The 25,991-nt window shown below is 68.5% G+C and carries 26 protein-coding genes; 16 read left to right on the top strand and 10 right to left on the bottom strand.

From position 1 onward, the window contains the following. Window positions 1–243: 243 nt before the first annotated feature. Window positions 244–780, top strand: a complete 537-nt coding sequence (locus ATSB10_RS07020) for a hypothetical protein (RefSeq protein WP_063671593.1) — start codon at window positions 244–246, stop codon at window positions 778–780. Window positions 781–1,240: 460 nt separating this feature from the next. After that, window positions 1,241–1,951 carry a CPBP family intramembrane glutamic endopeptidase gene (locus tag ATSB10_RS07025; RefSeq protein WP_169816706.1) on the top strand — a complete coding sequence of 237 codons (711 nt, stop codon included), beginning with the start codon at window positions 1,241–1,243 and terminating at the stop codon, window positions 1,949–1,951. A gap of 35 nt (window positions 1,952–1,986) precedes the next feature. Here ATSB10_RS07025 and ATSB10_RS19315 read toward each other — a convergent pair whose 3' ends face one another. Then, window positions 1,987–2,217: a hypothetical protein gene (locus tag ATSB10_RS19315; protein ID WP_157469136.1), complete on the bottom strand. Its 231-nt coding sequence runs from the start codon at window positions 2,215–2,217 to the stop codon at window positions 1,987–1,989. A 95-nt stretch (window positions 2,218–2,312) separates the two neighbouring features. Here ATSB10_RS19315 and ATSB10_RS07030 point away from each other — a divergent pair, with 95 nt between their 5' ends. After that, window positions 2,313–3,605: an MFS transporter gene (locus ATSB10_RS07030; RefSeq protein ID WP_063671597.1), complete on the top strand. Its 1,293-nt coding sequence runs from the start codon at window positions 2,313–2,315 to the stop codon at window positions 3,603–3,605. 21 nt (window positions 3,606–3,626) lie between these two features. Here the strand turns inward: ATSB10_RS07030 and ATSB10_RS07035 are convergent, their stop codons facing one another. The 4 genes from ATSB10_RS07035 to ATSB10_RS07050 all read right to left on the bottom strand — a co-directional run bounded on the left by ATSB10_RS07035 (window position 3,627) and on the right by ATSB10_RS07050 (window position 5,992). Beyond that, window positions 3,627–4,151 carry an iron chaperone gene (locus ATSB10_RS07035; protein WP_083966122.1) on the bottom strand — a complete coding sequence of 175 codons (525 nt, stop codon included), beginning with the start codon at window positions 4,149–4,151 and terminating at the stop codon, window positions 3,627–3,629. Between the two features lie 42 nt (window positions 4,152–4,193). Beyond that, window positions 4,194–4,637 carry a VOC family protein gene (locus ATSB10_RS07040; RefSeq protein WP_236886516.1) on the bottom strand — a complete coding sequence of 148 codons (444 nt, stop codon included), beginning with the start codon at window positions 4,635–4,637 and terminating at the stop codon, window positions 4,194–4,196. Then, on the bottom strand, window positions 4,634–5,083 hold the full coding sequence (locus ATSB10_RS07045) for a helix-turn-helix transcriptional regulator (RefSeq protein WP_157469138.1): 450 nt from the start codon (window positions 5,081–5,083) through the stop codon (window positions 4,634–4,636). The genes ATSB10_RS07040 and ATSB10_RS07045 overlap by 4 nt, the downstream gene beginning before the upstream one ends. Window positions 5,084–5,434: 351 nt before the next feature. Then, a complete protein-coding gene (locus ATSB10_RS07050) occupies window positions 5,435–5,992 on the bottom strand; it encodes a cysteine hydrolase family protein (RefSeq protein WP_063671603.1) in 558 nt (185 codons plus the stop codon). Between the two features lie 128 nt (window positions 5,993–6,120). On the opposite strand from ATSB10_RS07050, the gene ATSB10_RS07055 reads away from it, so the two are divergent. Beyond that, complete coding sequence (locus tag ATSB10_RS07055; RefSeq protein WP_063671605.1) at window positions 6,121–7,005, top strand: LysR family transcriptional regulator; 885 nt, start codon at window positions 6,121–6,123, stop codon at window positions 7,003–7,005. A 46-nt stretch (window positions 7,006–7,051) separates the two neighbouring features. Here the strand turns inward: ATSB10_RS07055 and ATSB10_RS07060 are convergent, their stop codons facing one another. Then, window positions 7,052–7,873 carry a hypothetical protein gene (locus ATSB10_RS07060; protein WP_063671607.1) on the bottom strand — a complete coding sequence of 274 codons (822 nt, stop codon included), beginning with the start codon at window positions 7,871–7,873 and terminating at the stop codon, window positions 7,052–7,054. 484 nt (window positions 7,874–8,357) lie between these two features. Here ATSB10_RS07060 and ATSB10_RS07065 point away from each other — a divergent pair, with 484 nt between their 5' ends. The 4 genes from ATSB10_RS07065 (at window position 8,358) to ATSB10_RS07080 (ending at window position 13,956) form a co-directional block, all read left to right on the top strand. Next, the gene (locus tag ATSB10_RS07065) at window positions 8,358–9,551 is read left to right on the top strand and encodes a cyclic di-GMP phosphodiesterase (protein ID WP_063671609.1); all 1,194 of its coding nucleotides are present in this window, start codon (window positions 8,358–8,360) and stop codon (window positions 9,549–9,551) included. A 46-nt stretch (window positions 9,552–9,597) separates the two neighbouring features. Next, window positions 9,598–10,653 carry a sensor domain-containing diguanylate cyclase gene (locus ATSB10_RS07070; RefSeq protein WP_063671611.1) on the top strand — a complete coding sequence of 352 codons (1,056 nt, stop codon included), beginning with the start codon at window positions 9,598–9,600 and terminating at the stop codon, window positions 10,651–10,653. 650 nt (window positions 10,654–11,303) lie between these two features. Then, entirely contained in the window at window positions 11,304–12,668 is a 1,365-nt protein-coding gene (nirK, locus tag ATSB10_RS07075; RefSeq protein WP_063671613.1) for a copper-containing nitrite reductase, read from the top strand. A gap of 88 nt (window positions 12,669–12,756) precedes the next feature. Further along, window positions 12,757–13,956, top strand: coding sequence for an alginate export family protein (locus ATSB10_RS07080; protein WP_063671614.1), 1,200 nt, complete (start codon window positions 12,757–12,759; stop codon window positions 13,954–13,956). A gap of 53 nt (window positions 13,957–14,009) precedes the next feature. On the opposite strand, the gene ATSB10_RS07085 is transcribed toward ATSB10_RS07080, so the two are convergent. Together ATSB10_RS07085 and ATSB10_RS07090 are read right to left on the bottom strand one after the other, a co-directional pair. Further along, on the bottom strand, window positions 14,010–14,777 hold the full coding sequence (locus tag ATSB10_RS07085; protein ID WP_063671615.1) for a DUF2189 domain-containing protein: 768 nt from the start codon (window positions 14,775–14,777) through the stop codon (window positions 14,010–14,012). Between the two features lie 66 nt (window positions 14,778–14,843). Further along, entirely contained in the window at window positions 14,844–15,773 is a 930-nt protein-coding gene (locus ATSB10_RS07090; protein ID WP_063671616.1) for a LysR family transcriptional regulator, read from the bottom strand. A gap of 131 nt (window positions 15,774–15,904) precedes the next feature. Here ATSB10_RS07090 and ATSB10_RS07095 point away from each other — a divergent pair, with 131 nt between their 5' ends. Beyond that, window positions 15,905–16,612, top strand: a complete 708-nt coding sequence (locus ATSB10_RS07095; RefSeq protein ID WP_063671617.1) for an SDR family NAD(P)-dependent oxidoreductase — start codon at window positions 15,905–15,907, stop codon at window positions 16,610–16,612. 193 nt (window positions 16,613–16,805) lie between these two features. Beyond that, entirely contained in the window at window positions 16,806–17,702 is an 897-nt protein-coding gene (locus tag ATSB10_RS07100; protein WP_157469142.1) for a hypothetical protein, read from the top strand. Window positions 17,703–17,785: 83 nt separating this feature from the next. On the opposite strand, the gene ATSB10_RS07105 is transcribed toward ATSB10_RS07100, so the two are convergent. Further along, window positions 17,786–18,508, bottom strand: coding sequence for a hypothetical protein (locus ATSB10_RS07105; protein WP_063671621.1), 723 nt, complete (start codon window positions 18,506–18,508; stop codon window positions 17,786–17,788). 227 nt (window positions 18,509–18,735) lie between these two features. On the opposite strand from ATSB10_RS07105, the gene ATSB10_RS07110 reads away from it, so the two are divergent. The 5 genes from ATSB10_RS07110 (at window position 18,736) to trmY (ending at window position 24,022) form a co-directional block, all read left to right on the top strand. Then, complete coding sequence (locus tag ATSB10_RS07110) at window positions 18,736–20,676, top strand: CocE/NonD family hydrolase (protein ID WP_063671623.1); 1,941 nt, start codon at window positions 18,736–18,738, stop codon at window positions 20,674–20,676. Window positions 20,677–20,987: 311 nt separating this feature from the next. Beyond that, window positions 20,988–21,605, top strand: a complete 618-nt coding sequence (locus ATSB10_RS07115) for a dihydrofolate reductase family protein (protein ID WP_063671626.1) — start codon at window positions 20,988–20,990, stop codon at window positions 21,603–21,605. A 119-nt stretch (window positions 21,606–21,724) separates the two neighbouring features. Further along, entirely contained in the window at window positions 21,725–22,480 is a 756-nt protein-coding gene (locus ATSB10_RS07120; protein ID WP_063671628.1) for a M90 family metallopeptidase, read from the top strand. Between the two features lie 149 nt (window positions 22,481–22,629). Further along, complete coding sequence (locus tag ATSB10_RS07125; RefSeq protein ID WP_063671630.1) at window positions 22,630–23,265, top strand: DUF4893 domain-containing protein; 636 nt, start codon at window positions 22,630–22,632, stop codon at window positions 23,263–23,265. A gap of 163 nt (window positions 23,266–23,428) precedes the next feature. After that, on the top strand, window positions 23,429–24,022 hold the full coding sequence (gene trmY, locus ATSB10_RS07130) for a tRNA (pseudouridine(54)-N(1))-methyltransferase TrmY (protein ID WP_063671632.1): 594 nt from the start codon (window positions 23,429–23,431) through the stop codon (window positions 24,020–24,022). An 84-nt stretch (window positions 24,023–24,106) separates the two neighbouring features. Here the strand turns inward: trmY and ATSB10_RS07135 are convergent, their stop codons facing one another. Continuing rightward, window positions 24,107–24,949, bottom strand: a complete 843-nt coding sequence (locus tag ATSB10_RS07135) for a hypothetical protein (protein ID WP_157469144.1) — start codon at window positions 24,947–24,949, stop codon at window positions 24,107–24,109. Between the two features lie 322 nt (window positions 24,950–25,271). Here ATSB10_RS07135 and ATSB10_RS07140 point away from each other — a divergent pair, with 322 nt between their 5' ends. Beyond that, a complete protein-coding gene (locus tag ATSB10_RS07140; protein WP_063671636.1) occupies window positions 25,272–25,967 on the top strand; it encodes an AIM24 family protein in 696 nt (231 codons plus the stop codon). Window positions 25,968–25,991 lie beyond the last annotated feature (24 nt).

Genomic DNA, 25,991 nt, shown 5'->3' on the forward strand with positions numbered 1-25,991 from the left:
CCCGGGAGAAGTGAAGGCCTCCCCGCCGCGCGATCGCGCGGGTCATGGCCCCCTGCTACGGCGTCCGCGCTACCGGTCGGCCCGACATGTCGACCCGTACGGGCGAAATACGGGCCGTCGCCAGCGGCTGCGACATACCGCCCCATCCGGCCGGACAGGGACATTGACGGCGATCAAGATCGCGGATCCGCGGCGCCCGAAGATGACAGACGTGCCATGTGGCATGCGCAACGAGGTCTCCCCATGCGAATGAAACCGACTCTGGTGCTGGGCGCCTGCCTGGCGATCGCCATCCCGGCGCTGGCCATGGCCGACCAGGCCCGCGGCAGTCGCGGCGGCGGCCAACAGGCCGGTCAGGGAACCATGCAGCAGGACCGCCTGCATGACCGTATCCGTGACCCGGCCCACGACATGGATCGCGACCGCACCCGCGATCGAGACAACCAAATCTATGGCTATTCGCTGATGACCCCGGCCGAGCGCTCGTCCTACCGTTCGCAGATCATGCAGATGAAGACGCTGCAGGAGCGGGAAACCTACCGTCAGCAGCATATGGAACAGATGCAGCAACGCGCCCGCGACCGCGGCGTCACCCTGCCGGGCATGCAGAGGCAGGGCAGCGGGCAAGGGCAAGGCAACGGGCAAGGTTCGCAGTCGCAGATGCGGCAGCAGAACCAAAACCAAAACCAGAACCAGAACCAGAACCAAAACCAAAACCAGAACCAGAACCAGAACCAGAACCAGGAACAGAACCAGAACCAGGAACAGAACCAGCAATAACCCGGCCCGCCAGGGACCAAAACCCCGGGCGGCCCGACCACTCTCCCCTCGTCGCGTCATACCCCGGATTGCGACGGCGTGCGCGCCCGCCCATGCGGGCGCTTTTTTTTCGACGCCGAAACGGTGTCCGTTCAATCGTGCGACCGGTCGCTTGTGCCGCAGCTTCGCGGGCAACGCGCGCTGCTCGTTCCGGTGCGCGCACGATCCGGTCCAGCCGCTGGGACCGCGGATCCGCCGCGCCGGACGGCGGATGATCCAGATCAATCCTTCCAGCAACGAGTTCGAGGGTGCCGCCCGACGCAACTGGTAGACATCCGGATGGGGCGCGCGCCTCCCGCGGCGACGTGAATCCCATCCGCCGCCGGGCGCCGTCCGACGCGCGGGCAGGATGACCAGCGGCACATGCGGAGACGGCCCATGCCACGGATCCTGCCGCGCTCCGGCCACCCGAGCCCGCGCCATGTCCCCTGCCGCCCGCACTCCCGCCCTGCCCGCTTCCGGAACGGCCTCGACGTTGTGGCAGCTGGCCGTCGTCGGGGTTGTCATCGCGGCGGTATGGAACGGCCCGGGCTGGGGTTCGATGTGGGGCGCGGGTGTGGCACTGCTGATCGCCTGGTTCGAGCCGCGCCGATGGCACGTGCCGCTGGGCCTGCGCAAGCATGTGGACTGGCGCCGGATCGCTGCCTTCGGCTTGCTCGCTGGCGTGGCGCAACTGCTGCTGGTGAAGGTGGCCCTGACCCCGGCGATCGAGCATTTCACCGGACAGCACCGCGATCTGAGCATGTTCGACTACCTGCGCGGCAACTGGCACGCCCTGCTTGCCCTTTTGCCGCTGATCTGGATTTCGGCCGGCTTCTGCGAGGAAGTCGTGTTCCGCGGCATCGTGCTGGGGCGCATTCGCGCCGCGTTCGGCGGCTCGCGCGCTGCCACGGCTGTCGCCGTGGCAGCCTCCTGCGTGGTGTTCGGCCTGGCCCATGGGTATCAGGGGTTGAGCGGCTGGATCCTCACCGGCGCGCTCGGCGGCATCCTGGCGCTGGTCTACGTCCTGAGCGACTACTGCCTGTGGTACGGCGTTGCGCTGCACCTGGTCTACGACACGCTGGCCACCGTGTGCATCACGCTGGGCTACGACCGCGTGATGGCCGCCTGGGGCGCGCACCTGTTCGGTTGAACGGCGCTTCGCCGTGCGCCCCGTCGTCGGGCGCGTCACACTGCGGCGATCGCCGTGGCGGTAAGGCACCGTCCGGCGCGGCCGAGTCGGGCTGCACGTGGATCACCGGCCCGCCCTTTGCCGAAGCGCCGCCAGCAGGTGTGCGATGTTCGCCTCGGCATCCGGGTTGTTGCAGGCTCCAGGCGGGGATCGTTGAAACCCTGCTGGTCATCGATCACGATCAGCGCGGTCTCGAGGGAAGGGGCATCGTCATGGTCGTCCTTCACCTCGCACGCGCCTGGAACCGGCTGTAACCAGCGTTGCGCCGGCCCGGCACGTCGCGGCAGCTACCATCGGGCATCCCCGCACGCGGTGCCCGCACATGAAAGAAGTCCCGAGCCGAACCACTGCCGTCACGCGCCGCTCGATGGCGGTGGCTGCATGGTCCACCGTGGTGGAGTGGTATGACTTCACGCTGTATCTGTATTTCGCCACCGTGCTGTCCAGGGTGTTCTTCGGCGGTGGCGCCACGTCGCTGCTTGCCACGCTGGCCGGCTTCGCCATCTCCTACGCGATGCGCCCGCTGGGAGCGGTGGTGTTCGGCCACATCGGCGACCGCATCGGCCGCCGCCGCACCCTGCTGCTGTCGATGATGCTGATGACCGCCGCGATGCTGGCCACGGCGCTGCTGCCGGACTACGCCACGATCGGCCCGGCGGCCGGGGTGCTGTTGCTCGCGCTGCGCTGCTTCATGGCGTTTTCGGTGGGCGGCGAATACACCGGCGTGGTCGCCTACCTGCTGGAAGGCGCGCCGATGGAGCGACGCGGCCTGCTCACTTCGCTGGCGTCGGCGGCAAGCGAGGTGGGAGCACTGCTCGCCGTCGCGCTGTCGGCGTTGACCGTCGGCGCACTGACTCCGGCCGAACTCGCGGCGTGGGGCTGGCGGATCCCGTTCTTCGTCGGCGCGGCGCTGGCCGGCGCGGTCTGGCTCGCGCGCTCGATGATGGAGGAGTCGCCCGATTTCGAACGTCAGGTCGCCGAACGCACCGTCCCTGCCTCGCCACTGCGCCATACGCTGCGCCACCACCGGGCGGCCCTGGGGCGGACCTTCGCGGTGTCCGCGCTGGGATCGATCACCTACTACGTCGGCATTACCTACGTGCCGGCATTCCTCACCTCCTCCGGCGTGCTGGCCGAGGGACGATCGCTGTGGCTGTCCACGCTGGCGGCCGTCGCGGTGATCGCAGTGACGCCGTTCACCGGCGCACTGTCCGACCGGATCGGACGCAAGCCCGTCCTGCTATGGCTGGCGGCGGGCAGCACGCTGCTGCCGCTGGCGATGTTCGCGGTGATGGGACACGGCGGTGAAATGGCGATCGCGCTGGGGGCGCTCGTGCTCGCCTGCCTGGCCGGTGGCGTCAGCGCGGTGGGCGCCTCCGCCACGGCCGAGCAGTTTCCCGGCGAAGGCCGGCTGAGCGGTCTGGCACTGGGCGTGACCATGGCCACGGCGATCTTCGGCGGACTGACCCCGTTCCTGGCCGAGCTGCTGGTGAAGCTCACCGGCTGGACGGCGCTGCCCGGGGCGATGATCGCGTTGGTCGCACTGGCCGTGCTGCCGGTCCTCGCGCGCATGCCGGAGACCCGGCCGACCGCCGGCACGCCCGCGTCCGGCTGAGCCAAGCCGGACGCGGAACACCTACCCCGCCGCCTTCGCCACCAGGGCCGAGATGCGCGCCTCGGTGGCGGCATCCAGCGTCTTCAGCGCGAACGCACTCGGCCACATCGTGCCGTCATCGAGTTTCGCCCTGTCGCTGAAACCGAGCGTCGCGTAGCGCGTCTTGAACTTCGACATGCCCTGGAAAAAGCAAACGACCTTGCCCTCGGCGTTCGCGTAGGCCGGCATGCCGTACCAGGTCCTTGGCACCAGCGACGGCGCGCTCGCCCGCACGATGGCGTGGATGCGCGTGGCCATCACCCGATCCGGCTCGGACATCGCGGCGACCTTGGCCAGCAGGTCCGCTTCGCCGTCCGCGGCCTTCCTGCCCGGGCGTGAGGCCGCTTTCAGCTCCTGCGCGTACTCGCGCATCGCCGCCTGCTCTTCGGCGGTAAAGCCGCGAGCGGACCGCGCTGCCGACTTGGCGGTCGATTTGGTCGTCGATCCGGCCACCGATTTGGCCGCCGGCTTCGCTGCGGACTTCTTGCCACCTTTCTTTTCCGCCATGTCCATCTCCTTTGCAGTGTGTCGATCCTGACTCGACGGGGATCAGCGCCGCTCCTGCACCCTGAGCAGGTTGCCGGCCGGGTCGCGTACCGCGCAATCGCGTACGCCGTAGGGCTGCATGGTCGGCTCTTCCACGATCTCCGCGCCACTCGCCTGGATCCGCTCGAACGCGGCATCCAGGTCCGGCGTCGCCAGCAGCAGCATGGCGTAGGTGCCCTTGGCCATCATTTCGGCAATCGTGCGCTTCTCGTCCTCGGTGACGCCGGGACTGGCCGACGGCGGAGCCAGCACGATGGAGGTTTCCGGCTGCCCCTGCGGTCCGACGGTGATCCAGCGCAGGCCCTGGTAGCCGACGTCGTTGCGCACCTCGAAGCCCAGCGTATCGCGGTAGAACGCCAACGAGGCGTCCGGGTCGGTGTGCGGAAGAAAGCTGGCGTGGATGGCGATTTCCATGGCGTTGGCCTCAGGTGTGGAAGGAGTGGTCATGCTAGATCGGGCTCGTCCGCCGGCGCTTCTCGATTCCTGACCGGTCGCGTCACCTGCCGGGCCACGCACGAGGGCATCCCGCGCGTGGCCTCCGCCGCCTCGCGCCGGTAGGCACCGGGAGACACGCCGACCAGCTCGGTGAAGCGGGTGGTGAACGTGCCCAGCGAGGCGCATCCGACCGCGTAGCAGACCTCGGTCACCTGCAGATCGCCCCGCCGCAGCAGCGCCATCGCCCGCTCGATGCGGCGGGTCATCAGGTACGCGTAGGGCGACTCGCCGAACGCCAACCGGAATTGCCGGCTCAGGTGGCCGGCGGACATGTGCACGCTGCGCGCCAGCGCCTCGACGTTCAGCGGCCGCGCGTATTCGCGGTCGATGCGATCGCGCACCCGCCGCAGGCGGGCGAGGTCGCGCAGATGGCGGGACGGGTCGGATGGGTGGGCCACGCCGGGATTCTCCCACGCACGTCGCATGGGCATACAGCCTCGCGCAGGCCCGGCCCGCGCCGGTCCCCGTGCGTGAAACGGGAGCCGTGGTGAATATCCATCCGATCGGCAAACCGACGCCTGACCTGCGAACGGATCCGCGCGCGCCCCGCCCTTCGTTCCGCAGGAAGGCGGCGCGCAAGCACCGGCGTGCCCGGCGGCATCCTGGCGCGGGCGAGTTGCATTGCATCGCGCTGCGCGTGGCCTGCGGCACGCCGGCACCCTGCACCTGGTTGCGACGGCGTGCCGGCCGGGAAGACCTTGCCTGTCCGGCCGGGCGCGACGCCGCCACGCCCTCTCACCGGCCGCGTGTCACACCGCGGCGATCACCGCATCGGTATCGACCACCGCGGCAAACTCATCGCGCAGGTCGCTGAGCGCACTGGCATGCACCTCCGCCGCGGGGCGCATCGTGCCGTCCATACCCATGCGCTCGAACGTCGCGGTGGCGTCGGCGACGATGCTGGTGGCGAAACCGAAGTTGCCGGCCATGCGCGTGGTGGTGGACACGCAATGGTTGGTGGTCAGCCCGACGATCACCAGGCCTTCGATGCCGGCGTCGCGCAGGTCGCGCTCAAGCGTGGTGCCGATGAACGCGCTGTTGACCGACTTGCGGTAGACCGGCTCGCCCTCGTGCGGCACGGCCTCGGGCTTGGGCCGATGGCCCGGCGTGCCCGGGCGGAAGGCGCCGTCCGGCGCGGCCGAGTCGTGCTGCACGTGGATCACCGGGCGACCCTTTGCACGAAACGCCGCCAGCAGACGGGCGATGTTCGCCTCGGCATCCGGGTTGTTGCGGGCGCCCCAGCGGGGATCGTTGAAACCCTGCTGGACATCGATCACGATCAGCGCGGTCTTGCGGGGAAGGATCATCGTCACGGTCGTTCTGCCTGTCGCATGCGCCTGGATCCGGCGCGGTGGCGGCATGGTCCGGGCCGATGCCACCCGCTCCAAAACGCCGATGGACCCATCGGCCTCGCCGATCACCTCACTCTCCGCCTATGGACATCGAACTCCGTCATTGCCGGGCGTTGATCGCCCTTGCCGAACAGCAGGGCATCGCCCGCGCGGCCAAGGCCCTGGGCGTGGCGCAGTCGACGCTTTCCGAAGCGCTGTTCTCGCTCGAACGCGTGGTCGGCTTCGCGATCACCGAGCGCACGCCGGGCAGCGGCGCGACGCTTACCCGTCAGGCTTCAGCGCTGCTGCCCCACGCGCGGCGGCTGTTGCAGGTCGCCGACGAGACGATGGCCTTCGCACGTGGCTTGCAGCCGCAGCGGTCGTTTGCCATCGGTGCGTCGGAATCGGTCGGCACCTACGTGCTGCCGGACGTGCTGGAGCGTCTGCGCGAGACCTGGCCCGCGCTCATCGTGCAGGTGCGCACCGGGCTCTGCGCGGAGCTGCGCCAGCTGGTCTCGGCAGGCCGGCTGCAGGCCGCCATCACCATCGGCCCGAGCATCGACCAGGCCGTGCCACCCGACCAGACCCTGCTGCAGCTGACGCGATCGAGACTGGCGCTGTTCCGGGCGCCAGGCACCACCGAACCGGCGCTGGTGCCCGGCCTGCCGGCACCCGCGATCTGCGTGCCCGACCCGGAGGGCGCACTCAACGCGCTGCTCTCCACCTGGCTGCGCCACCTCGGGGTTCCCGCGACGCTGCATTCGGCCGGTTCGGTGGAGGCGGTGAAACGGCGGGTGGCGTCCGGCGGCGAGCTGGGCGCCCTGCCGCGCTACGCCGTCGACGCCGAACTGGCTCAGGGTGAACTGGTGGAGGTCGCCACGTCGCAACCACTGCCGGCGATGATGCTGGAGGTCACCGCGCTCGACGGCGCAGCCATCGAAGAACCCCTGGCCGGTCTGCTGGACGAGCTGCGCCGGATCCGGCTCTAGGCGGCCCCGCCCGCCCCCCCGCGCCGGTGGGCAGGCGGCTCACTGGCTAGGGGTGACCGCCGTCCTGACCTTTGTCCCTGCGCCCCTTGTCCTGGTCCGACCGGCCCTTGTCACCCTTGCCGCGCGCCTTGGGCACCGGCTGCGAGTGCGGCTGTTGTGGCTGGGCACGCTGCTGCAGTGGCTGCTGGACGCCCTGCTGCGGACGGCTCCGCGGCTCCTGCGGCCGGTCGTTCTGCAGGGGCCGGCTGCGCGACGGCTCGTTGCGACGATGCTGCTCGAGAATCTGTCTGCTCACCGTCTCGCGTGACTGGTAGCGGTAGTTGCGGGACTCGATCGAACGCTGCTGCTCCAGTTGGCGGGGGTAGCGGCTGCCGGTGTAGCTGCGCTGATAGGTCGGCAGTGGCGCCGGTGCCGGCACGGAGCGGCGATTCCAGTGATCCCACCCGCTGCGCTGCCGTTCCCAACCAGGCCCCCAGTGTTCGCCCCAGCGCGGAGGCGCGCTCGGCAGCCAGCCGCGGAAGTAGGGCGGCGGACGACGGTAGTAGCGCACCGGAATGCGCAGGATGAACAAGGGCACGTAAGCCGGCGAAACCAGGTACCAAGGCCCGTTGTACCAGGTGCTCCAATACCAGCCGTCGTCCACGTACACCCAGTACAGGCCGTCGTAGAAGAAGTAGTTCTGGTCGATGCGCGGGTCGTAGTACACCGGGTAGCCGGGAATGCGCTCGAACGTCGGATACGTCGATACGACGAAGCCCAGGCTCACGCCGCGGTCGCTGATGCCTATGCTCAGCCGGGTCTGGGCCCAGGCCTGGGTGCAGGCCACGGGAGAGAGGAAGATCGCCAGGGCGAGAATCACGTAACGCATGGTCTGGACTCCCTTGAATGGTCGGTGTCGCGCTGCCTCGGTTGCCCTCGCGCGCGTTCGACTCCGGCCGCCGCAACGCAAATAGGGATCGTCACCGTAACCCCGCGTCGAGGTCGCCGACTTGTCCAGGATCAAACGGTGCTCAGGTCGGGGGAACGGCGAGGGCAGATCCAGGGGTCATCCGCCCCTGCGGAGCCACGCCCACCCCACGCGGCGCAACGGCATCGCGGTCGGCGCCCGCCGCCGGCGCGGATGCCGGACGAACCGGCATCGGTACGCCCCTCGACACCCCACCAGCGGCCTGCCGTCAGGCCCGGCCGCCACTCAAGTACGCCCCGTGCGGGCCGATAACCGAACGCACGGTCCGGCACCCGGACGTGGCCCGCCTGACGGCAGGCCGCGAAAGCGATCGATCGCCCCTGCAACGATGACTCCGCCCGGGACGCGCCCACGCAGAACCGACGAGATTTGGATTGGCCCGAACATGACCTCGCCGCTGAAGAAGATCGTCGCCACCCAGGTGGTTGCGGGCATGTACGTCCGGAAGATCGAGGGCAACTGGCTGGATCATCCGTTCTGGCGGGGATCGTTCCTGGTCGAGCCCGGCGAAACCCTGGTCACGCTGCGCGCGCTGGGGCAGCAGGGTGTGTGGATCGACACCAGCAAGGGGCTGGATCTGGCATCCGGACCGGTGACGCCTTCCGCGGCGCCCGTCATCGAGACGACGCCGGAGCCGTCGCCCGAACGCTCGGACTTCGGCGACGACTACGCGGCGGCCGAAGCCATCCGCGAACGCGCCAAGGGCGTGGCGAAGTCGCTGTTCGGCGAAGCGCGCATGGGCAAGGCGCTGAGCATGGACGCCGCCGCCGAGGTGGTGGACGAGATCAACGAGGTGATTGCCCGCAACCCTGCGGCGATGCTGAGCGTGGTCCGCCTGAAGAACAAGGACGACTACACCTATCTGCACTCGGTCGCCGTCGCCGCGCTGATGATCGCCCTCGGCAAGCGCCTGGGCTATGAGGGCGAGGCACTGAAGGAGTTCGGCGTGGCGGGCCTGCTGCACGACATCGGCAAAGTCGGGATCTCCGACGCGGTCCTCAACAAGCCCGGTCGCCTCAGCCCGCTGGAGTTGGCCACCGTGCGGCAGCACCCGCAGGTGGGCTGGGACATCCTCAGCCGTGAATCGGCCGCCGGTCCGATGGCACTGGATGTGGCCCTGCATCACCACGAGAAGACCGACGGTACCGGCTACCCACACAGGCTGTCCGGCGACGCACTGAGCGAGGTCGCACGCATGGGTGCGATCTGCGACGTCTACGATGCGATCACTTCCGAGCGCTGTTACAAGCCCGGCTGGGAGCCGGCCGAAGCCATTCGCCGCATGGCCGAGTGGCAGGAAGGCCATTTCGACCGGCGGATCTTCCATGTCTTCGTGAAGCTGATCGGCATCTATCCCACCGGCACACTCGTGCGACTGGCATCCCAGCGACTGGCCGTGGTACTGGTGCAGGGCAACGGCAGCGCGCTGAACCCGATCGTGCGACTGATCTGCACCCTTCCCGAGCGCGCGCGGCTGGAGCCGGAGACGCTGGACCTGGAGGACTCGGACGATCGCATCGTCGCCATCGAAGATCCCGCCCATTGGGATCTGGATGTACCCGCCCTGCTGCGCGCATGAAGCCGGCACAGCTCCCGCCGGCCCGCCCGCAGGCATCCTGAAGCCCATGAAGAACGACCTGTCCAGCAATCCTTTGCGCCAGCTCTACCGGCGCACCTACGTCCTGCGCGTGCTGGGCATGGGGCTCGGCACCCTGCCCATCGCCGTCGTGCTGCAGCAGCGGCATGGAAGCTGGCAGGCCTGGGCATGGGCGGTGCTGGTCTGCTTCGCCTGGCCGCACCTCGCCTTCCTGATGGCCCGCCATGGCAGGGACCCGGCCGCTGCCGAACGACGCAATCTGCTGCTCGACTCGTTCTTCGCCGGCACCTGCGCCCCGCTGATGCATTTCAATCTGCTGCCGTCGGTCGTGCTCATCGCCGTGGTGGCAGCGGACAAGGTCACCACCGGCATCCGCGGGCTGTGGCTTCGCTCGCTGGGCTGGACCGCCGCCGGCATCGTGCTGGGCGGGCTGCTCACCGGCTTCGCTGCCGCCCCCGCTTCCGACATGGCGGTGGTGGTGGCCAGCCTGCCTATCCTGGTGATCCACACGCTGGTGGTCAGCGCGATCAGCTACAGCCTGGTGCGCCGGGTGCAGTTGCAGAACCTGCGCCTGAAGGAACTGGCCCATACCGACCCGCTGACCGGCCTGCACACCCGACGCCACTGGGAACAGGGCATTGCCGCGATGCTGGCGGCGCTGCGCCCGGATGCCACCGCCACGCTGTTGCTGATCGACCTGGATGACTTCAAGGTGGTCAACGACACCCACGGCCATCCGATCGGCGACGACGTGTTGCGCGCGATCGGCGCCATCGTGCGCGAACACGCGGCCGACCGCGGTCTGGCCGGACGGCTGGGGGGTGACGAAATCGCCCTCGTACTGCCTGTCGATTCGTCCGCGGCGGGTGCGATCGCCGAGCGCATCCGCGCCGACGTGGAGAGCCTGCGCTTTCCGCTGGCACCCTCGCTGCGCTGCTCGGTGAGCATCGGGATCGCCTCCCGGCCGCGCGGTGAAAACCATCCGCGCCAATGGATCGAAGCCGCGGATCGTGCGCTCTACCAGGCCAAGGACGCAGGCAGAAACCGCGTCGGCAGCCACGCACCGGACCTGCCGCCGCTCTGACGCGCCGGGTTCCTTCGTCGGCGGGTGCACCCGCCGACTCCATGCGTCAGCCGACGATCCGCATGATCGACTCCAGGCGCAGCACCCCTGCCCGGAGCCCGCGCGAAGACGGCTGGTGCAGATGATTGGCGCGCCATCGCACCCGACGTGGCTCCCGGTCTCGATCTTTGCGGAACCATCCGGTGCAACGGCGCCCATGCGCATCGACTCCGTTGCAGCCACTTCGGCATCCTCGATCGTCATGCTCCCGCAGAGGGCACCAACTGCGGCACCTGCAGTCGCGACACGCCGACGGGTCGGCAGGTGGCGAACCGGCGGCGGTCGCCCGGACCGCCGGGTCGCCAGCATGGCGACGAAGGTGCCGGCAGCGACTGCCGCATGATCCTGATCGAACCGGGCTTCGCCGAGAGGCACCCGCCGGTCGACAAGCCCGCTGCCGCGTCCCGCCCCGCGCAGCCGTCCCGTGGCATCCGGTCGCACCCCGCGCCATGGCGGACCCGCCTGACATGGATCAGACCGCTCGCACCACCCGGGCCGATAGCGTGTGCCCCGAACGCTGATCGAATCGAACGACACGCTCGCCGGGCAGGACGCTTTCCGAGATCAGTGCACGCGACAGGGGCCCGGTTGTCGCTGCAGGAGACGGAACCATGAACATTCGTCACATGTTTTTACCCGTGTTCGCACTGGCGCTGGCCTGGGCCGGCCACGCGAACGCCACCACCTCCAACCTGCAGAGCCCGGCCGAATACACACCGACCGTGACCTTCACCCTGAAGACCGATGTCGGCTCGTTCGGCATGGGCTTCCGCGGCGTGGGCGGCGCCATCGACGGCCAGCTCAACCCCACCCTGAAGGTGCCCGCCGGGGCGATCGTGCAGATCAACCTGATCGACGGCGACGGCTCGATGCACAACATCCGCCTGCCCGACTTCAACGTGCTGTCCAACGACGTGGTGGGCAAGGACGCCAGCACCGCGGTGGTGTTCCGCGCCGACCACGACGGCAACTTCGACTACTTCTGCAACATCCCCGGCCATCGCGCCGCCGGCATGGACGGCAAGCTGGTGGTGGGCAAGGCGGAGGCCGCCCCCAAGGCCACCGCCGCCGACATCAGCCGCGCGCCGGACGACCTGCCTGCGCCGGTCGGCGACCGCGCGCCGAAGCACCTGCAGTTCAACCTCACCACCGAGGAAGTCACCGGCCAACTCGCCAACGGCACCACGTTCACCTACTGGACTTTCAACGGCAAGGTGCCCGGCCCGATGCTGCGCGCCCGCGTCGGCGACACCGTCACGGTGAGCCTGCACAACGACGCCCACAGCCTGATGAACCACTCGGTCGACATGCACGCGGTGACCGGTCCGGGCGGCGGTGCGGCGGTGATGCAGGTGCCGCCGGGCCAGACCCGCAGCTTCACCTTCAAGGCGCTCAAGCCGGGCCTGTACGTCTACCACTGCGCCACGCCGATGGTCGCACAGCACATCGCCAACGGCATGTACGGCATGGTGCTGGTGGAGCCGGCCGGCGGCCTGCCCAAGGTGGCGCACGAGTTCTACATGATGCAGGGCGAGATCTACACCACCGAGCCGTTCAACACCCACGGCCACCTGCAGTTCGACGTCAACAAGCTGCTCGCCGAACAGCCGACCTACATGGTCTTCAACGGCGCCGTCGGCGCGCTCACCACCGACCATCCGCTCAAGGCCAGGGTGGGCGACACCATCCGCATCTACTTCGGCGTCGGCGGCCCGAACAAGACCTCCTCGTTCCACCTGATCGGCGAGATGTTCGACGACGCCTGGGCCTGGGGCGCGCTGGCCAACCGGCCGGAACACGACGTGCAGACCATCCCGGTTCCGCCGGGCGGCGCGGTGGTGACCGACGTGCACTTCGAGGAACCGGGCAAGTACATCCTCGTCGACCATGCGCTGTCGCGCCTGGAGAAGGGCCTCGCCGGCTGGGTCGAAGTCACCGGCCCGAAGGACCCGAGCATCTTCCGCGCCGGCAACTGATCCGGCCTTCCGGGCGGCCACGCCGCCCTCCCCTCCCGGCGGCGCCCGCCGTCGGGCCATCCCTCCCGAATACTCCGAGGAAACGACCATGAAACCATGGGCCGTCAACGCCCCGCGCGCCGCGTTCGTCCTGCTGCTGGGCGCCGCCGGCTGCGCCAATGCGCAAGCCGACACCGCCAGCGGTCCCCAGCTCGACGTGCGCTATCGCCTCGAGCAGGTCGACCAGGGCGGCTTCGCCCGCGACGCCAACGCCTCGACCGTGCGCACCCGGCTGGGCTACCGCTTCGCCGATCACAGCGGCTGGAGCGCGCTGGTCTCGCTGCAGGACAACCGCGTGGTCGGCAACGATCTGTACAACAGCACCCGTAACGGACAGACGAACTACCCGGTGGTGTCCGACCCGGCCGATACCGAGCTGGACCAGGCCTATGTCGAATACCACGGCTGGCAGCCGCTGGACCTGCGCGTGGGCCGCCAGGTGATCAAGCTCGACAACGACCGCTTCGTCGGCAACGTCGGCTTCCGCCAGCTCGAACAGAGCTTCGACGCCGTGCGCGCGATCTGGACGCCGTCATCGGCCTGGCGCGTCGACTATGCCTGGCTCACCCGCGTCAACCGCATCTTCGGCGCGCACCATCCCGATCCGCTGCACGCCCGGCAGAACCTGGACACCCATCTGCTCAACGTGTCGTGGAAGCAGGCGGCGGGCACCGTGGTCGGCTACGCCTACCTGATCGGCAACCAGTCGCTGCCGGCCAGCTCGCATCGCGACCTCGGCCTGCGCTGGCTGGGCCACGCCGCGCGCGGCCAGGACTGGAGCATCGACTACACGCTGGAAGCGGCCCGGCAGCACGCCTGGAAGCGCGGCACGCTGCAAGGCAGCCGTTCCTACCTGCATGCCGAAGTGGCCCTGGGCCTGCGTGCCTGGCAATGGACGCTGGGCCAGGAGCGGCTGCAGGGCGACGGCACCAGCGCCCTGCAGACCCCGCTGGCCACGCTGCATGCGTTCAACGGCTGGGCCGACCGCTTCCTCGCCACGCCGGCCGACGGCCTGGCCGACAGCTACCTGGGCGTGAGCTGGAAGGCGCGCACGCTGAGCGTGGCGGCCACCGCGCACCACTTCGCCGCGACGCATACCGGCACGCACTACGGCGACGAGCTGGACCTGTCCGCCGGCCTGGCGATCGACCGCCACTTCAGCACCTCGCTGGCGCTCGCCGACTACCGTGCCGACCACTACGCCACCGATACCCGCATCGTCTGGTTCTCCGTGGAGTACAAGCTCTGAGCGGAACGGCGGCGGCCGGCGTCACCGCCGGTCGCCGCCGCATCGCACGCGGATCAGCCGGCCGCGCCCTCCTGCAGCGGCCAGTCCGACGCATCCAGCGTGTCGCGGTAGGCGTGGTAGGTGGCGTAGGCCAGCCACGGCATCACCAGCCCCAGCCCGATCACGGTGGCGAAACCGACCACCGTCAGCACCACGATGATCGCGCCCCACAGCAGCATCGCCGGCTTGTTGCGCAGCACCGCGTTGAAGCTGGAGACGCAGGCGGTGACCATGTCCACGTCGCGCTGCGCGATCAGCGGCAACGACACCACCGACACGGCGAAGGTAAAGGCGGCGAAGGCGGCACCGATCAGCGAGCCGATCGCCAGGTACTCGAGCAGCGCGCGATGGTCGCCCGGATCCACCGGCACGAAGGCGGTGAGCATCATGCCGGCACGCGACCAGATCAGGATGATCACCAACTGCATCAAGGCGAAGATCCCGGCCTGCCCCATCACCCGCCGCGCCACCGCGAACGAGTCGCGCAACCGCGGTTCGCGCCCGGCGATCAAGCCGCAGCTCACCGAATACAACCCCACGCCGATCAGTGGCGCCGCGAAGACGAAGCCGGACAGCAGCAAGGCCAGCAGGGCGAACCGCCCCAGCTCCCAGGCCAGCCACGACACCGCTGCGCTCACCAGCACGATCACCGTGCCGAATACGGCGGTCAGCGCCGGTGCCCGCCGCACGTCCCGCCAGCCTGCGGCCAGCCAGCGCCAAGGCGCCGACAGCGGCAGCGGCCGGCAGGGCACCACGAACGGTCGCTGTGCTTCCTCGGTCATGGCCCCTCCTCCACGATCCCCTGCGGCGGACTATAACGAGCCGCGCCACCGCCGTGTGCCGGCAGGCTAACCCGCCGGATAGGCGGCGCGGCAGGCCGCCAGCACCACGCCACGCAGCCAGCGGTGGGCCGGATCGGCATCCAGCCGGGGATGCCAGATCGCGCTCACCATCAGCGGCGGCAGTTTCAGCGGGAGCTCGAACATGTCGAGCGCGGAGGCACGGGAGCGACGTCCCGGCGACGCGCTTCCGAGGCAGGACTGCGGCACGATGGCGACGAGGCCGGTATCGCGCGCCATCGCCAATGCATCGGTGAAGCCGGGCACCACGACCCGCACGTCGCGATGCAGTCCCACGGCGGCCAGCGCATCGTCGACCGGTCCGCGCGTCTCGCCGCCGGGTGACGCGGCGACATGCCCGCACGCCACCAGGCGCTTCGCGGTCACGGTCCGCGCCGACAGCAGCGGATGGCAGGTACGCACCACGCCCACGTAGCGGTCGCGGAACAGCAGGCGGGTACGCACTTCCGGCGCCGCGGTGCCGACCACGCCGATCTCCAGATCGATCCTTCCATCGCGCAGCGGCGTCGCATCCTTGTCGGGTTTGTGCACGAACTGCAGCCGCACCCGCGGCGCTGCAGTCGACACTGCCCGGAACAGCGGCACGCCGAACCGCTCGACGAAGGCTTCGTTGGCGCGTAGGGTAAAACTGCGATCCAGCGATGCAGGGTCGAGCGGCTCCGATAGTGGCCGCAGCACCGCCTGCGCGTCGCGGCTCAGGTCATGCACGCGATCGCGCAGCTCGATCGCCCGCGGCGAGGGCACCAGCCCCCGACCGGCGCGCACCAGCAGCGGATCCCCGGTCGCCGCGCGCAGTCGCGCCAGCGTGCGGCTCATCGCCGATGCGCTCAAACCGAGCCGGCGCGCCGCGCCGGTCACGCTGCCTTCGGCGAGCAGGGCGTCGAGGGCCGGCAGCAGATTGAGATCGACCGATTCCATCCGCGGAGCATAGCGCCGCGCGGTCTATACGATTGCGTTTGATGCACAAACAATTTGTATCCAATGCGTCTGGCGCCATCCATTGAGGCGTGAAACCCTTCCTGTCGCCCCCGCTGCATGGACACCACGCGATGCCGACACCGCCCCTCCCCCCGACGATCCTGCTGATCGGTGCCTCGCGCGGCCTGGGCCTGGCCATGGCGGGCGAGTTCCTGCGCAGGGGCTGGCACGTCGTCGGCACCGTGCGCGGCACCGCCCGCACGGGGCTGCACGAGCTGGCCGAGGCGCACCCGGGAGCGATCACGATCGAGACGCTGGACATCCGCGAGCCCGAGCAGCTCGCCGCCCTGCGCAAGCGCCTGGATCGCCGGCGCTTCGACATGCTGTTCGTCAATGCCGGCACGACCAATCCCGATCCCACGCAGACCATCGGCGAGGTGTCGACCCGGGATTTCGTCGACCTGATGGTCACCAACGCGCTCAGCCCGATGCGGGTGGTCGAGCAATTGGAAGCGCTGGTCATCCCCACCGGCCTCATCGGCATCATGTCGTCCGGACAAGGCAGCATCGCCAACAACGAGAAAGGCATGCGCGAGCTCTACCGGGGCAGCAAGGCCGCGCTGAACATGTTCATGCGCAGCTTCGCCGCACGGCACGCCGGCTCCGCCCGCGCCATGGTGCTGATGGCCCCCGGCTGGGTGCGCACCGAGCTCGGTGGCGCGGAGGCGCCATTGACCATCGAGGACAGCGTGCCCCGCCTGGTGGACGTGCTGCTCGCCCAGCCGGGCACGCCCGGATTGCGGTACCTCGACTATCTGGGGCGCACGGTGCCCTGGTAGCGGCGCCCGGGTGGGGCTCGCGATACCCGCGGCAACCCGTGGATGCGTGGAACGTGCGGCCACCGGCATGTCGCAAACGCTTGCGAAATGCGGCGCTTTTCAAGGCCCCGGCGAACCGCGCCGCTGTTCGGACCGGCGACGTCGCTATGCTCGACCTCAGCGGCGCAAGGGGCGCCGATCAGGGGGAGCAACGATGACGACACGATCGAGGCGGACGTCGGCCGGGTTCGGCTGGCTGATGCGCGGATTCAGTGCTGGCTTTCGCCATCCGAAACCGCTGTGGGGCAGTGCGGTGATACTGCTGACGGCGGTTGTCCTGCCGTCGCTGGTGACGCTGCCGATGCGCCTGCATGCCATCCATGCCGGCGTGCCGGTCTCCCCGATGACCTCCGTCGCATGGACCGCACTCTCGATGCTGATCGGCCTGCTGGTGATTCCGCTGTACGGTGGGTACCTGCAGGTGATCGATGCGGCCGAATGCGGCCGCGCGGCGCGCATCCGCGACATCTTCGGCCCTTATCGCGACGGCAGTGCCCTGCGCCTGATCGGCTTCGGGCTGGTGGTCCTGCTGATCTACTTCGCGATGTTCGCGCTCCTTCTCGTTGCGATGGGCGGCGGACTGCTGCACTGGTACATGCAGGCGCTCACCATGCAGGCACAGCCCGTGTCGCCATCGCTGCCGCATGGCTTCGGCACGCTCATCGCCCTGGGCGCGGTGTTCTTCCTGCTGTTCAGCGCCTTCTATGCGATCGCCCTCGGGCAGATCGCACTGGGCCGCCGGGGAGTGTTCGCCGCGATCGGCGACGGCGTGGTCGGCACCGCGAAGAACGCACTGCCGTTGCTGGCCTATGCGCTCGGTGGCCTGCTCGCCATGATCGGGATTGCGATCGCCCTGATGCTGGTGATGATGCTGGCGTTCCTGCTCGGCAGACTGGTCGGCAGCTGGCTGATGCTGGTGATCGCGATACCGCTGTACATCGGTTTCATGATGACGATCTTCATGGGCATGTTCGGCGTGAGCTACCACCTGTGGCGTGACGTGTGCGGCACCGACGACGTCACCGCGCTGCCGGAGCCGGCCACGGCCTGACCATCGGCCTCGGGTGGGGCCGCCTCCGCCAGGTTCCGGCCATGCACGACCCGGCCACGTAGGCACCGGGCGATCGCCGGCACTCAGCGCGGCTCGGTGTCGGTGTCGGTGTCGGGCAACAGGCTGGCCGTATCTTCCAGCGTGATACCGGGCAACCCGCGAAGGTGCCGGCGCAGCCAGTAGGTGTGCTCTACACCGACCGCAACGACGATGCGCGCGCCAGGATGCTCGCGTGCGGCGCGCTGGATCACCTGCAGGAAATGCCCGTTCCAGGCCTGCCAGCCAGCGCGCTCGCCCGGGCCGACCATGTCCTGCTGCAGCTGGTGCTTGGCGTCGAGCACGGCATCGGTGGTGGCGTCGTTGACGCGGCGGGGCGATGTCCAGTAAGCCACAAGCGCCTTCAGCGCGGCTTCGCCATAGGCTGCGAACGCCTGCGCCTGCCGCGGATGTTGCTGCCCAAACGCCTGCGAGGCCGACGCATACGGCTTCACGATCGCGCTGAACTCCGGCTCGGCCGGTTCCAGCGCATACACCGCGTAACGATGGCGCGCCAGGAGCGGATAGATCACCCGCGGATACTCCTGCTTCACCCGTTCCGGACCGTGCACCTCGAGATCGCGTGGCTGCACTTCGAGGCACAACACATCCGGCTCGAGCGTCTCGATGATCGACCCGAGCCGGTCGAAGCCGTAGGCCGGCACCTCTGCATGCATTGCATGCAGTGTCGCCAGCACCACTACCCGGGCCGGTGCCTTTGCTGCGTACGCCGGGGCGCACAGACCGGCGAGCACCAGCAGAACCGACATGCATCTGGACATCGCACACCCCCGCATGATCTTTCGAAGAAGCCATGAAACCACCACCGTTGCTTCCCGGGAAGTCGTGCGCTGGCCCATATCGGCCCGGCGTCGGCAGCAGCGAGCCCATGCGGCAGTCCCGGTTCGCTTGCCAAACCCGCCCCGCCGTTTCCATAGTTGCCGGATCGCCGCCCCTGCGGGGTGGCGCGTGCTCTCCACCCAGAGGAACCCCACCCATGAAGAAAGCCGCCCTGGCTTCGGCGATCGTTTCGCTCGTCTGCCTTGCTTCCGCCACCGCGTTCGCTGCGCCCCTGCCGGGCCAGGAATCGTCGAAGGTCACCCCAGACATGATCCAGACCGGGTCGGACATCCCGGCCAAGTGGGTGCAGCCGCAGGGCAACTTCGACTACGTCAAGCGCGAGGTGATGATCCCGATGCGCGACGGCGTGAAGCTGCACACGGTGATCATGATCCCGAAGGGGGCGCACGACCTGCCGATGCTGCTCGAGCGCACGCCCTACGACGCCAGCGGCATGGCTTCCGGCAACAGCCCGCACATGGCCGACGCGGTGTGGTCGGGCGACAAGGACTGGGCCGACGGCAGCTACATCCTGGTGTGGCAGGACATCCGCGGCAAATACGGTTCGGAAGGCAAGTACATCATGACGCGCCCGCCGATGGGCCCGCTCAACCCGACCAAGACCGACGACACCACCGACGCCTGGGACACCATCGACTGGCTGGTGAAGAACATCAAGGAGTCGAACGGCAAGGTCGGCATGATCGGCTCGTCCTACGACGGCTGGACCGTGGCGATGGCCCTGCTCCACCCGCATCCCGCACTGAAGGTCGCCGCACCGGAAAGCCCGATGGTCGACGGCTGGATGGGTGACGACTGGTACCACTACGGCGCGTTGCGCCAGGTCAATCTGGACTACTTCACCGGCCAGATGACCAAGCAGGGGTCGGGCCAGAGCGTGCCGCGCGAGAACTACGACGACTACACCAATTTCCTCGAAGCCGGCTCGCCCGGTGCCTGGGCCGACGCCCACGGCTTCAAGCAGCTGCCCTGGTGGAACCGCTTCGCCGCGCACCCGTCCTACGACGCGTTCTGGCAGTTGCAGGCGCTGGACAAGCTCTTGGTCCAGCATCCGTCCAACGTGCCGACCATGTGGCTGCAGGGCCTGTGGGACCAGGAGGACATCTACGGCGCCGTGCACGCGTGGGAAGCGCTGGAGAAGGCCGGTCACGGCGCCAACAACCATCTGGTGATGGGCCCGTGGTGGCACAGCCAGATCAACCGCGCCGGCTGGAACCTCGGCCCGCTGAAGTGGCCGGGCGACACCACCGCACAGTTCCGCCAGCAGGTGATCATCCCCTGGTTCAACCACTACCTGCGCGGCACACCGATGGCCAAGCCGCTGCCCGAGGCGATGATCTACAACGCGGTCGAGCAGCACTGGGACAGCTTCAACGACTGGAAGCCGGCCAGCGAGCAGAAGCTCACCCCGATCTACCTGCAGGGCGACTTCGGCCTGGGCTTCGAGCAGCCCTCGGGCGGCAGCGACAGCTATGTCTCCGACCCGGCCAAGCCGGTGCCCTACCTGCAGCGCCCGATCCCGGCGCAGAACGAGGACCGCTGGCGCACCTGGCTGGTGCAGGACCAGCGCTTCGTGGTCGATCGCCCCGACGTGCTGTCCTACACCACACCGGTGCTCACCAAAACGGTGACCGTGCAGGGTGCGCCGATCGCCGACATCTTCGCCAGGACCACCGGCACCGATGGCGACTTCGTGGTGAAGCTGATCGACGTCTACCCGGGCAGCGTGCCGACCGACCCGACCATGGGCGGCTACGAGCTGCCGGTGTCGATGGACATCTTCCGCGGCCGCTACCGCAAGAGCTTCTCCGATCCGTCGCCGATCCCGGCCAACGAGGTGCAGCAGTACCGGTTCCGCCTGCCGACGATCAACTACGAGTTCAAGCCGGGCCACCGCATCATGGTGCAGATCCAGTCCACCCTGTTCCCGCTGTACGACCGCAACCCGCAGACGTACGTGCCGAACATCCTGTTCGCCAAGCCGGCCGACTACAAGAAGGCCACGATCACCATCGAGCACGGAGCCGACGGCAAGAGCGCGGTGCTTCTGCCGGTGGTGGCAACCACCCCGCGCTGATTCGGCATCCCGCCATCGGCGGGCATCCATGGGGCGGCCCGGTTCGCGAAGCATCGCGGGCCGGGCCTTTCCGGCTCGGCAGGGCTCACCATCGGCAGCCATGCCCGATACCACCACGCACCAGACGCCGCCGGGGTGGCAGATGGTTCCTCCCGTCCAGGACACCTCGGTACGCCGGCGCGCAGCATCCACCAGGCATGAACTGACCCATGACACCGGCCGCGTGCAATGCTGCAGACGTTGTCGATTCCTCATCCTGTTGTTCGTCAAAGAGGTATGCGCAGCTTCCGAACGCCACAGGAGTCACCCGAATGAGAAAGCTCATCGTCCCCGCCTTCGTCACCCTCGACGGTGTCATCCAGTCACCCGGCAGCCCGGACGAGGACACTGGCGACGGCTTCACCCACGGCGGTTGGTTCTGGCCCTATGCCGACGAGGCCACCGACGCGATGGAGGCATTGTTCCAGCAACCGTTCGAGCTGATGCTGGGCCGGCGCACCTACGACGGCTTTGCAAGCTTCTGGCCCGAGGTCGCCGCGGACTCCCCGCTGCACACCACGGCGGACCTATTCAATGCCGCCACCAAGCACGTCGCCACGCACCGTCCCGACGTGCTGCCGTGGGACCACAGCCAGGCTCTGGGGCCCGACATCATCGCGGCCGTGCGTGCGCTCAAGCAAAGCGATGGCCCCCCCCTGCTCACCCAGGGCAGCAGCGAGCTGGTGCAGCAGCTGTTGGCCGGCGACCTGGTCGACGAGCTGATCCTGATCGTGGTCCCGATCCTGCTCGGCACGGGCAAGCGCCTGTTCGACGATCGCGCGCGGCCTACCGCCTTCCGGCCGGTGTCTTCCACCACTTCCTCGAAGGGCAACGTGGTGATCCACTACGTGCGCGAGGGCGAGGTGGCGGTCGCATCGACAGCGACCTGAGCAATGGACTGGGGTGGCTGCCGGCAACCGTGACACCTTCCGCCCAGACGAGCCGTCCCCGCTTGAGAATGGACACTTCGCCCTGATGCTGGGGAAGCCGAGTCTCCCCGCAGGTGGGCATGTTCAAACGCATCCGAAACTGGCGCGTGCGCCGCATCGTCGCCAGGCACCCCATCCCCGACCCCCTGTGGCAGGCGGCGCTGGCGCAATGCGCGCCAGCGCGGCAGCTGGGCGCCTCCGACCAGGCTGCGCTGCGCGTGACGGCCACGCTGTTCCTGCGCGAGAAGTCGATCGAGCCGGTGCAGGGACTGGAGCTGGACGACGCCGACCGCGTACTGCTGGCCACCCATGCCTGCGTGCCGATCCTCAAGCTGGGCATCGACTGGTTCGACGGCTGGCACAGCGTGATCGTCTACCCGGACGTCTTCGTCCCCCACCGTACGCAGGTCGACGACGCCGGCGTGGTGCACCGGACCAGCACCCCGATGGCCGGCGAGGCCTGGGGCCGGGGACCGGTGATCCTGTCCTGGGCGGACGTGCTGCGTGCCGGCCACCGACCGGGACACAACGTGGTCATCCACGAGATGGCGCACAAGCTCGACCTGCAGAACGGCGCCGCCAACGGCTTTCCGCCGCTGCACCGGCGCATGGACCCGCGCCGGTGGACGCAGGTGTTCTCCGACGCCTGGGAGCACCTGCGCCGGGAGCACCACCAGGGCGTCCCCATCCCGATCGACCCGTACGGTCTGGAGAACCCCGCCGAATTCTTCGCCGTGGCCAGCGAGCAGTTCTTCGAGGCACCCGCGACTTTGCGCGAGCATCTGCCGGAGGTGTACCGGCAACTGGAGCTGTTCTACCGGCAGCATCCCTATTGAGTTCCCCGGGGCACGACGATGGAAGTGCCCGTGAACGTGCGCCTCGTCGCAGGCTGACCAGTCCCGCATGAGATCCGCGCTCCGGCACGCGTAGACTCCCGCCCCGGGCCAGATTCCGGCCCGTTTGCTCGCCAGGAGGGCGAAACGACATGTTCAAGCGTTCATGGGTTCTTCTTCCCGCGTGGCTGTTGCTGCCGGCCATCGCTTCAGCCGCCGCATGCGGCAACTGGCAGTCGATCGTGCTGCCATCGGACCGGCCCGCCGTGACGGTCACCATCCGTCAGTTGCTCGACCAGCTTCCCGCAAGACCGGTCGACGCCAGTCCCGAATACATGGCTGACGAAATGGCTTCGCTCGACGAGGCCCGCTTTCTGCTGGACAGCGCCAGCCACCCCCTGCCACTGGGTGACATCCGGGGGACCTGGCGCGTGAAGTCGATCCAGGCCGGGCGCACGGGTGCCTACGCCTACCCCTACTTTGCCGCGCGCATCGAGCACGCCGCCTGCGGCTACCGCTTCAGCAAGACCAGCGGATCGCAGCGTCGCCACGGCAAGCTGCTGCCCATGGAAGGCGACGCCTCTGCACTCGCATTTCTCGGCGCACTGACGGTCAACGACACGATCGCCAAGCCGTATGGGCCGGACAACCGCATGACCCAGGAAAGCTTCGGCCCGGAGGATTCCAGGAACTCCGCAGGCCGCCTGCTGCGCATCGGGCCGCACACGCTGGTGATGATCCTCGACGCCGGCGACAAGGGCTTCGAACTCTATCGTCTGGAGCGTTGACACGGCGGCCTCTCCCGTCGCGCCAGGGGCCCAGACGGACCATCCTGCGCGGGGCCCTCCGGCATCGCTGCTGCATCCCACACTGTCGCCCGGTCCGCCGGTTCGTGGACAATGGAGAGCAGGCGCGCCTTCCGCTGCGCAAGACCACGAATCGAACCTCCCCATGCGAACCTTCGTACTGCGCGCGCGCGCCGCGCCCACCGACAGCCACAAGCTGCTGGCCGCCATCGGCCAGGAGGCACACCCGGAGATCCTCGCGCACACGCTGATGAACGCGATCTTCGTGGCGCAGTCGCACCGTGCGGACGTGGTCGTCTACCTGGTGCTGGAAAGCACCCAGGACTACTCGCGCACGATCCGCGTCGAGGCCAACGCGCTCACCGACATCGGCGGCTTCGACGAGCGCCGGCTGCTGGCCGTGGTGGCCAGGGCACTGGATGCATCCGTCGGCATGGGCAAGGAGGAGTCGCGCCCGGTCGCGCCCGGCATCACCGTACGCACGGTGAGCTTCGAACGGCTGGTGCAGGAGCTGGCCGAAGACCACCAGCTGTTCGTGATGGACCGCAAGGGCGCGCCGATCCGCGAGCAGGCCTTCGACGGCAAACCCTGCTTCCTGCTCACCGACCACATTCCGATGCCGAAGAAGAGCTTCCACAGCCTGGAACGGCTGGGCGCGAAGAAGATCACCCTGGGCCCGACCATGCTGTTCGCCTCGCAGTGCGTGGTGTTGATCCACCACGAGCTGGATGGGCGCTGATTCCCCCGAAGCGGCCGCCCCAGCGGAGATAACGAGAACAACGGCGACGATCGCGCGCTGGCCGAGTGCCTCCCTGGCTACCCGCTAGGCACCCGATTTCGCGCGATACCTGTGATCGTCATACATGGCGGGCACCCACTCGTAGCGTAGACGCCCATCCTCGCCGGACCGGGCCGGCAGGGTCATCCCGTGCACGTAGTGATGCAAGGCCCCGCCCAGTGAAGGATTAGGCACCGCGTCGAGCAGCCAGGCATGCTCAACTGAACCATCCGGTCGGAACGCCACGAGGTAATCGGCAATACCCGACTGCGGTGCAAAGCGTCCGGGCGGCATCGTCACGAAGTGCTCGCCAGACTGCGGCCGCGGAGTCTTTGCGCGGCTCTGCGCACGGAGGCCAGCAAGAATAGCTGCGTCGTGCTGGGCAACGAAGCCGGCCACGTCCGACATCACCTGCGGCATGCCCGCCTGCCCCAGCCGATCGAGAATCCGCTGCACCAGCTCGGCGATATAGCCTTCGGGGGGTCGCTCGTCGCCAGGCACCTGCGTCACGTAGTGCGCGAAGACCTGCGCCCAGATCATCGCCTCGCGGTCCTTGTGCTCGGCCAGCTTGATCTCGGCCATCTTCGCCATCGCCAGCAGACTGCCGCGCAATGCCGCGTTGCCCAGATACAGCGTGGCCTTGGTCAAGTCCTGCGGAACGGGGGCACCCGACGCTTTCGGTCCCATCTGATAGAGCGAACCCAGCAGATACAGGTCGTGCTGGTCGTCGTCAGGCGCATGTTCCTCGAGTCCGGCGAGCGTCTGTCGCCGCAAGTCCAACGGCTGGTGCGGATCGAGGATCACCGCCCAGGCCATGGTGGATCGATCCTGAGCCGCCTCGGCCCTGATCGGACCGGAGAGCGCGACGCCCACCATCAGGCATGCCATCGTCCCTGCACAACGACGCCAAGAGGCTGAACTTGCCATGGTTTCGCTTCCTGCACCAAGCCTCGCACAGTATGCGCCAAGTCGCGGTGGCGTCCCCAGCAGACCGCAAGCACACGCACGTCCAGACATGCAGGGCAGATCCGCTGGCCGGCGACTTCCGTGCGCTCCCTCAAGAAGGGGCCGCACCGGGGGCCACTCCGACCATGCGCCCCCGGCGCACCCGCAAATCCTTTCGAATCGATCACCGGAAGGCTTTGAAGCCGCCGCATCCGGCTAAGCTCAACCGGTAGCACCTCCCGATCTTTCAGCCAAGGATGCAGCGATGAAAGAACTGCCCGTGTTGATGCCGACCACCGCCAGAGCCGAGACCTTCGGTGGAGTCACCTACCACATCGACGGCGAACTGGTGCCGGTGCTCACCGTCGACGTAGCGCAGACGGCCGTCTATTTCGAGCATCACATCCTGCTGTGGAAGCACCCGCAGGTGGCGATCGGCCTGCGCAACATGCGCGGCTCGCTGAAGCGGATGATGGCCGGCATGCAGATCTTCGTGACCGAGGCACGCGGCCCCGGCATGATCGCCTTCAGCCGCGACGGCGCCGGCCACATCGTGCCGATCCACCTGGAGAAAGGGCGCGAACTGCACGTGCGCGAGCACCAGTTCCTGGCCGCGACGCAGAGCATCGACTACAGCTTCGAACGGGTGAAGGGATTCTCCAACATGCTGTTCGGCGGCAGCGGCTTCTTCATCGACAAGTTCCACAGCCATGCCGGCGACGGCATCCTGTGGCTGCACGGCTACGGCAACGTGTTCGAGAAGGTGCTGGCGCCGGGCGAGTCGATCGATATCGAGCCGGGCGGCTGGCTGTACAAGGACCCTTCGGTACGCATGGAGACCACCGTCGACCGCCTCACCAGCGGCCTGCTGGGCGGCATGAACCTGGTGCTCAACCGCTTCACCGGCCCGGGCCGCGTCGGCATCCAGTCGATGTACATGCACTATCCGGAGGCACGCTGAGTCATCGCCACGGGGCGGACGAGG

Origin of the sequence: Dyella thiooxydans (assembly GCF_001641285.1) — a bacterium.
Classification (GTDB): domain Bacteria; phylum Pseudomonadota; class Gammaproteobacteria; order Xanthomonadales; family Rhodanobacteraceae; genus Dyella_A; species Dyella_A thiooxydans.

Excerpts from the sequence above, each read along its gene's own strand:
- ATSB10_RS07020 (WP_063671593.1), top strand. The coding sequence starts at position 244 with ATGCGAATGAAACCGACTCTGGTGCTGGGCGCCTGCCTGGCGATCGCC.
- ATSB10_RS07025 (WP_169816706.1), top strand. The coding sequence starts at position 1,241 with ATGTCCCCTGCCGCCCGCACTCCCGCCCTGCCCGCTTCCGGAACGGCC.
- ATSB10_RS07030 (WP_063671597.1), top strand. The coding sequence starts at position 2,313 with ATGAAAGAAGTCCCGAGCCGAACCACTGCCGTCACGCGCCGCTCGATG.
- ATSB10_RS07035 (WP_083966122.1), bottom strand. The coding sequence starts at position 4,151 with ATGGCGGAAAAGAAAGGTGGCAAGAAGTCCGCAGCGAAGCCGGCGGCC.
- ATSB10_RS07040 (WP_236886516.1), bottom strand. The coding sequence starts at position 4,637 with ATGACCACTCCTTCCACACCTGAGGCCAACGCCATGGAAATCGCCATC.
- ATSB10_RS07050 (WP_063671603.1), bottom strand. The coding sequence starts at position 5,992 with ATGATCCTTCCCCGCAAGACCGCGCTGATCGTGATCGATGTCCAGCAG.
- ATSB10_RS07055 (WP_063671605.1), top strand. The coding sequence starts at position 6,121 with ATGGACATCGAACTCCGTCATTGCCGGGCGTTGATCGCCCTTGCCGAA.
- ATSB10_RS07060 (WP_063671607.1), bottom strand. The coding sequence starts at position 7,873 with ATGCGTTACGTGATTCTCGCCCTGGCGATCTTCCTCTCTCCCGTGGCC.
- ATSB10_RS07065 (WP_063671609.1), top strand. The coding sequence starts at position 8,358 with ATGACCTCGCCGCTGAAGAAGATCGTCGCCACCCAGGTGGTTGCGGGC.
- ATSB10_RS07070 (WP_063671611.1), top strand. The coding sequence starts at position 9,598 with ATGAAGAACGACCTGTCCAGCAATCCTTTGCGCCAGCTCTACCGGCGC.
- nirK (WP_063671613.1), top strand. The coding sequence starts at position 11,304 with ATGAACATTCGTCACATGTTTTTACCCGTGTTCGCACTGGCGCTGGCC.
- ATSB10_RS07080 (WP_063671614.1), top strand. The coding sequence starts at position 12,757 with ATGAAACCATGGGCCGTCAACGCCCCGCGCGCCGCGTTCGTCCTGCTG.
- ATSB10_RS07085 (WP_063671615.1), bottom strand. The coding sequence starts at position 14,777 with ATGACCGAGGAAGCACAGCGACCGTTCGTGGTGCCCTGCCGGCCGCTG.
- ATSB10_RS07090 (WP_063671616.1), bottom strand. The coding sequence starts at position 15,773 with ATGGAATCGGTCGATCTCAATCTGCTGCCGGCCCTCGACGCCCTGCTC.
- ATSB10_RS07095 (WP_063671617.1), top strand. The coding sequence starts at position 15,905 with ATGCCGACACCGCCCCTCCCCCCGACGATCCTGCTGATCGGTGCCTCG.
- ATSB10_RS07100 (WP_157469142.1), top strand. The coding sequence starts at position 16,806 with ATGACGACACGATCGAGGCGGACGTCGGCCGGGTTCGGCTGGCTGATG.
- ATSB10_RS07105 (WP_063671621.1), bottom strand. The coding sequence starts at position 18,508 with ATGTCGGTTCTGCTGGTGCTCGCCGGTCTGTGCGCCCCGGCGTACGCA.
- ATSB10_RS07110 (WP_063671623.1), top strand. The coding sequence starts at position 18,736 with ATGAAGAAAGCCGCCCTGGCTTCGGCGATCGTTTCGCTCGTCTGCCTT.
- ATSB10_RS07115 (WP_063671626.1), top strand. The coding sequence starts at position 20,988 with ATGAGAAAGCTCATCGTCCCCGCCTTCGTCACCCTCGACGGTGTCATC.
- ATSB10_RS07120 (WP_063671628.1), top strand. The coding sequence starts at position 21,725 with ATGTTCAAACGCATCCGAAACTGGCGCGTGCGCCGCATCGTCGCCAGG.
- ATSB10_RS07125 (WP_063671630.1), top strand. The coding sequence starts at position 22,630 with ATGTTCAAGCGTTCATGGGTTCTTCTTCCCGCGTGGCTGTTGCTGCCG.
- trmY (WP_063671632.1), top strand. The coding sequence starts at position 23,429 with ATGCGAACCTTCGTACTGCGCGCGCGCGCCGCGCCCACCGACAGCCAC.
- ATSB10_RS07135 (WP_157469144.1), bottom strand. The coding sequence starts at position 24,949 with ATGGCATGCCTGATGGTGGGCGTCGCGCTCTCCGGTCCGATCAGGGCC.
- ATSB10_RS07140 (WP_063671636.1), top strand. The coding sequence starts at position 25,272 with ATGAAAGAACTGCCCGTGTTGATGCCGACCACCGCCAGAGCCGAGACC.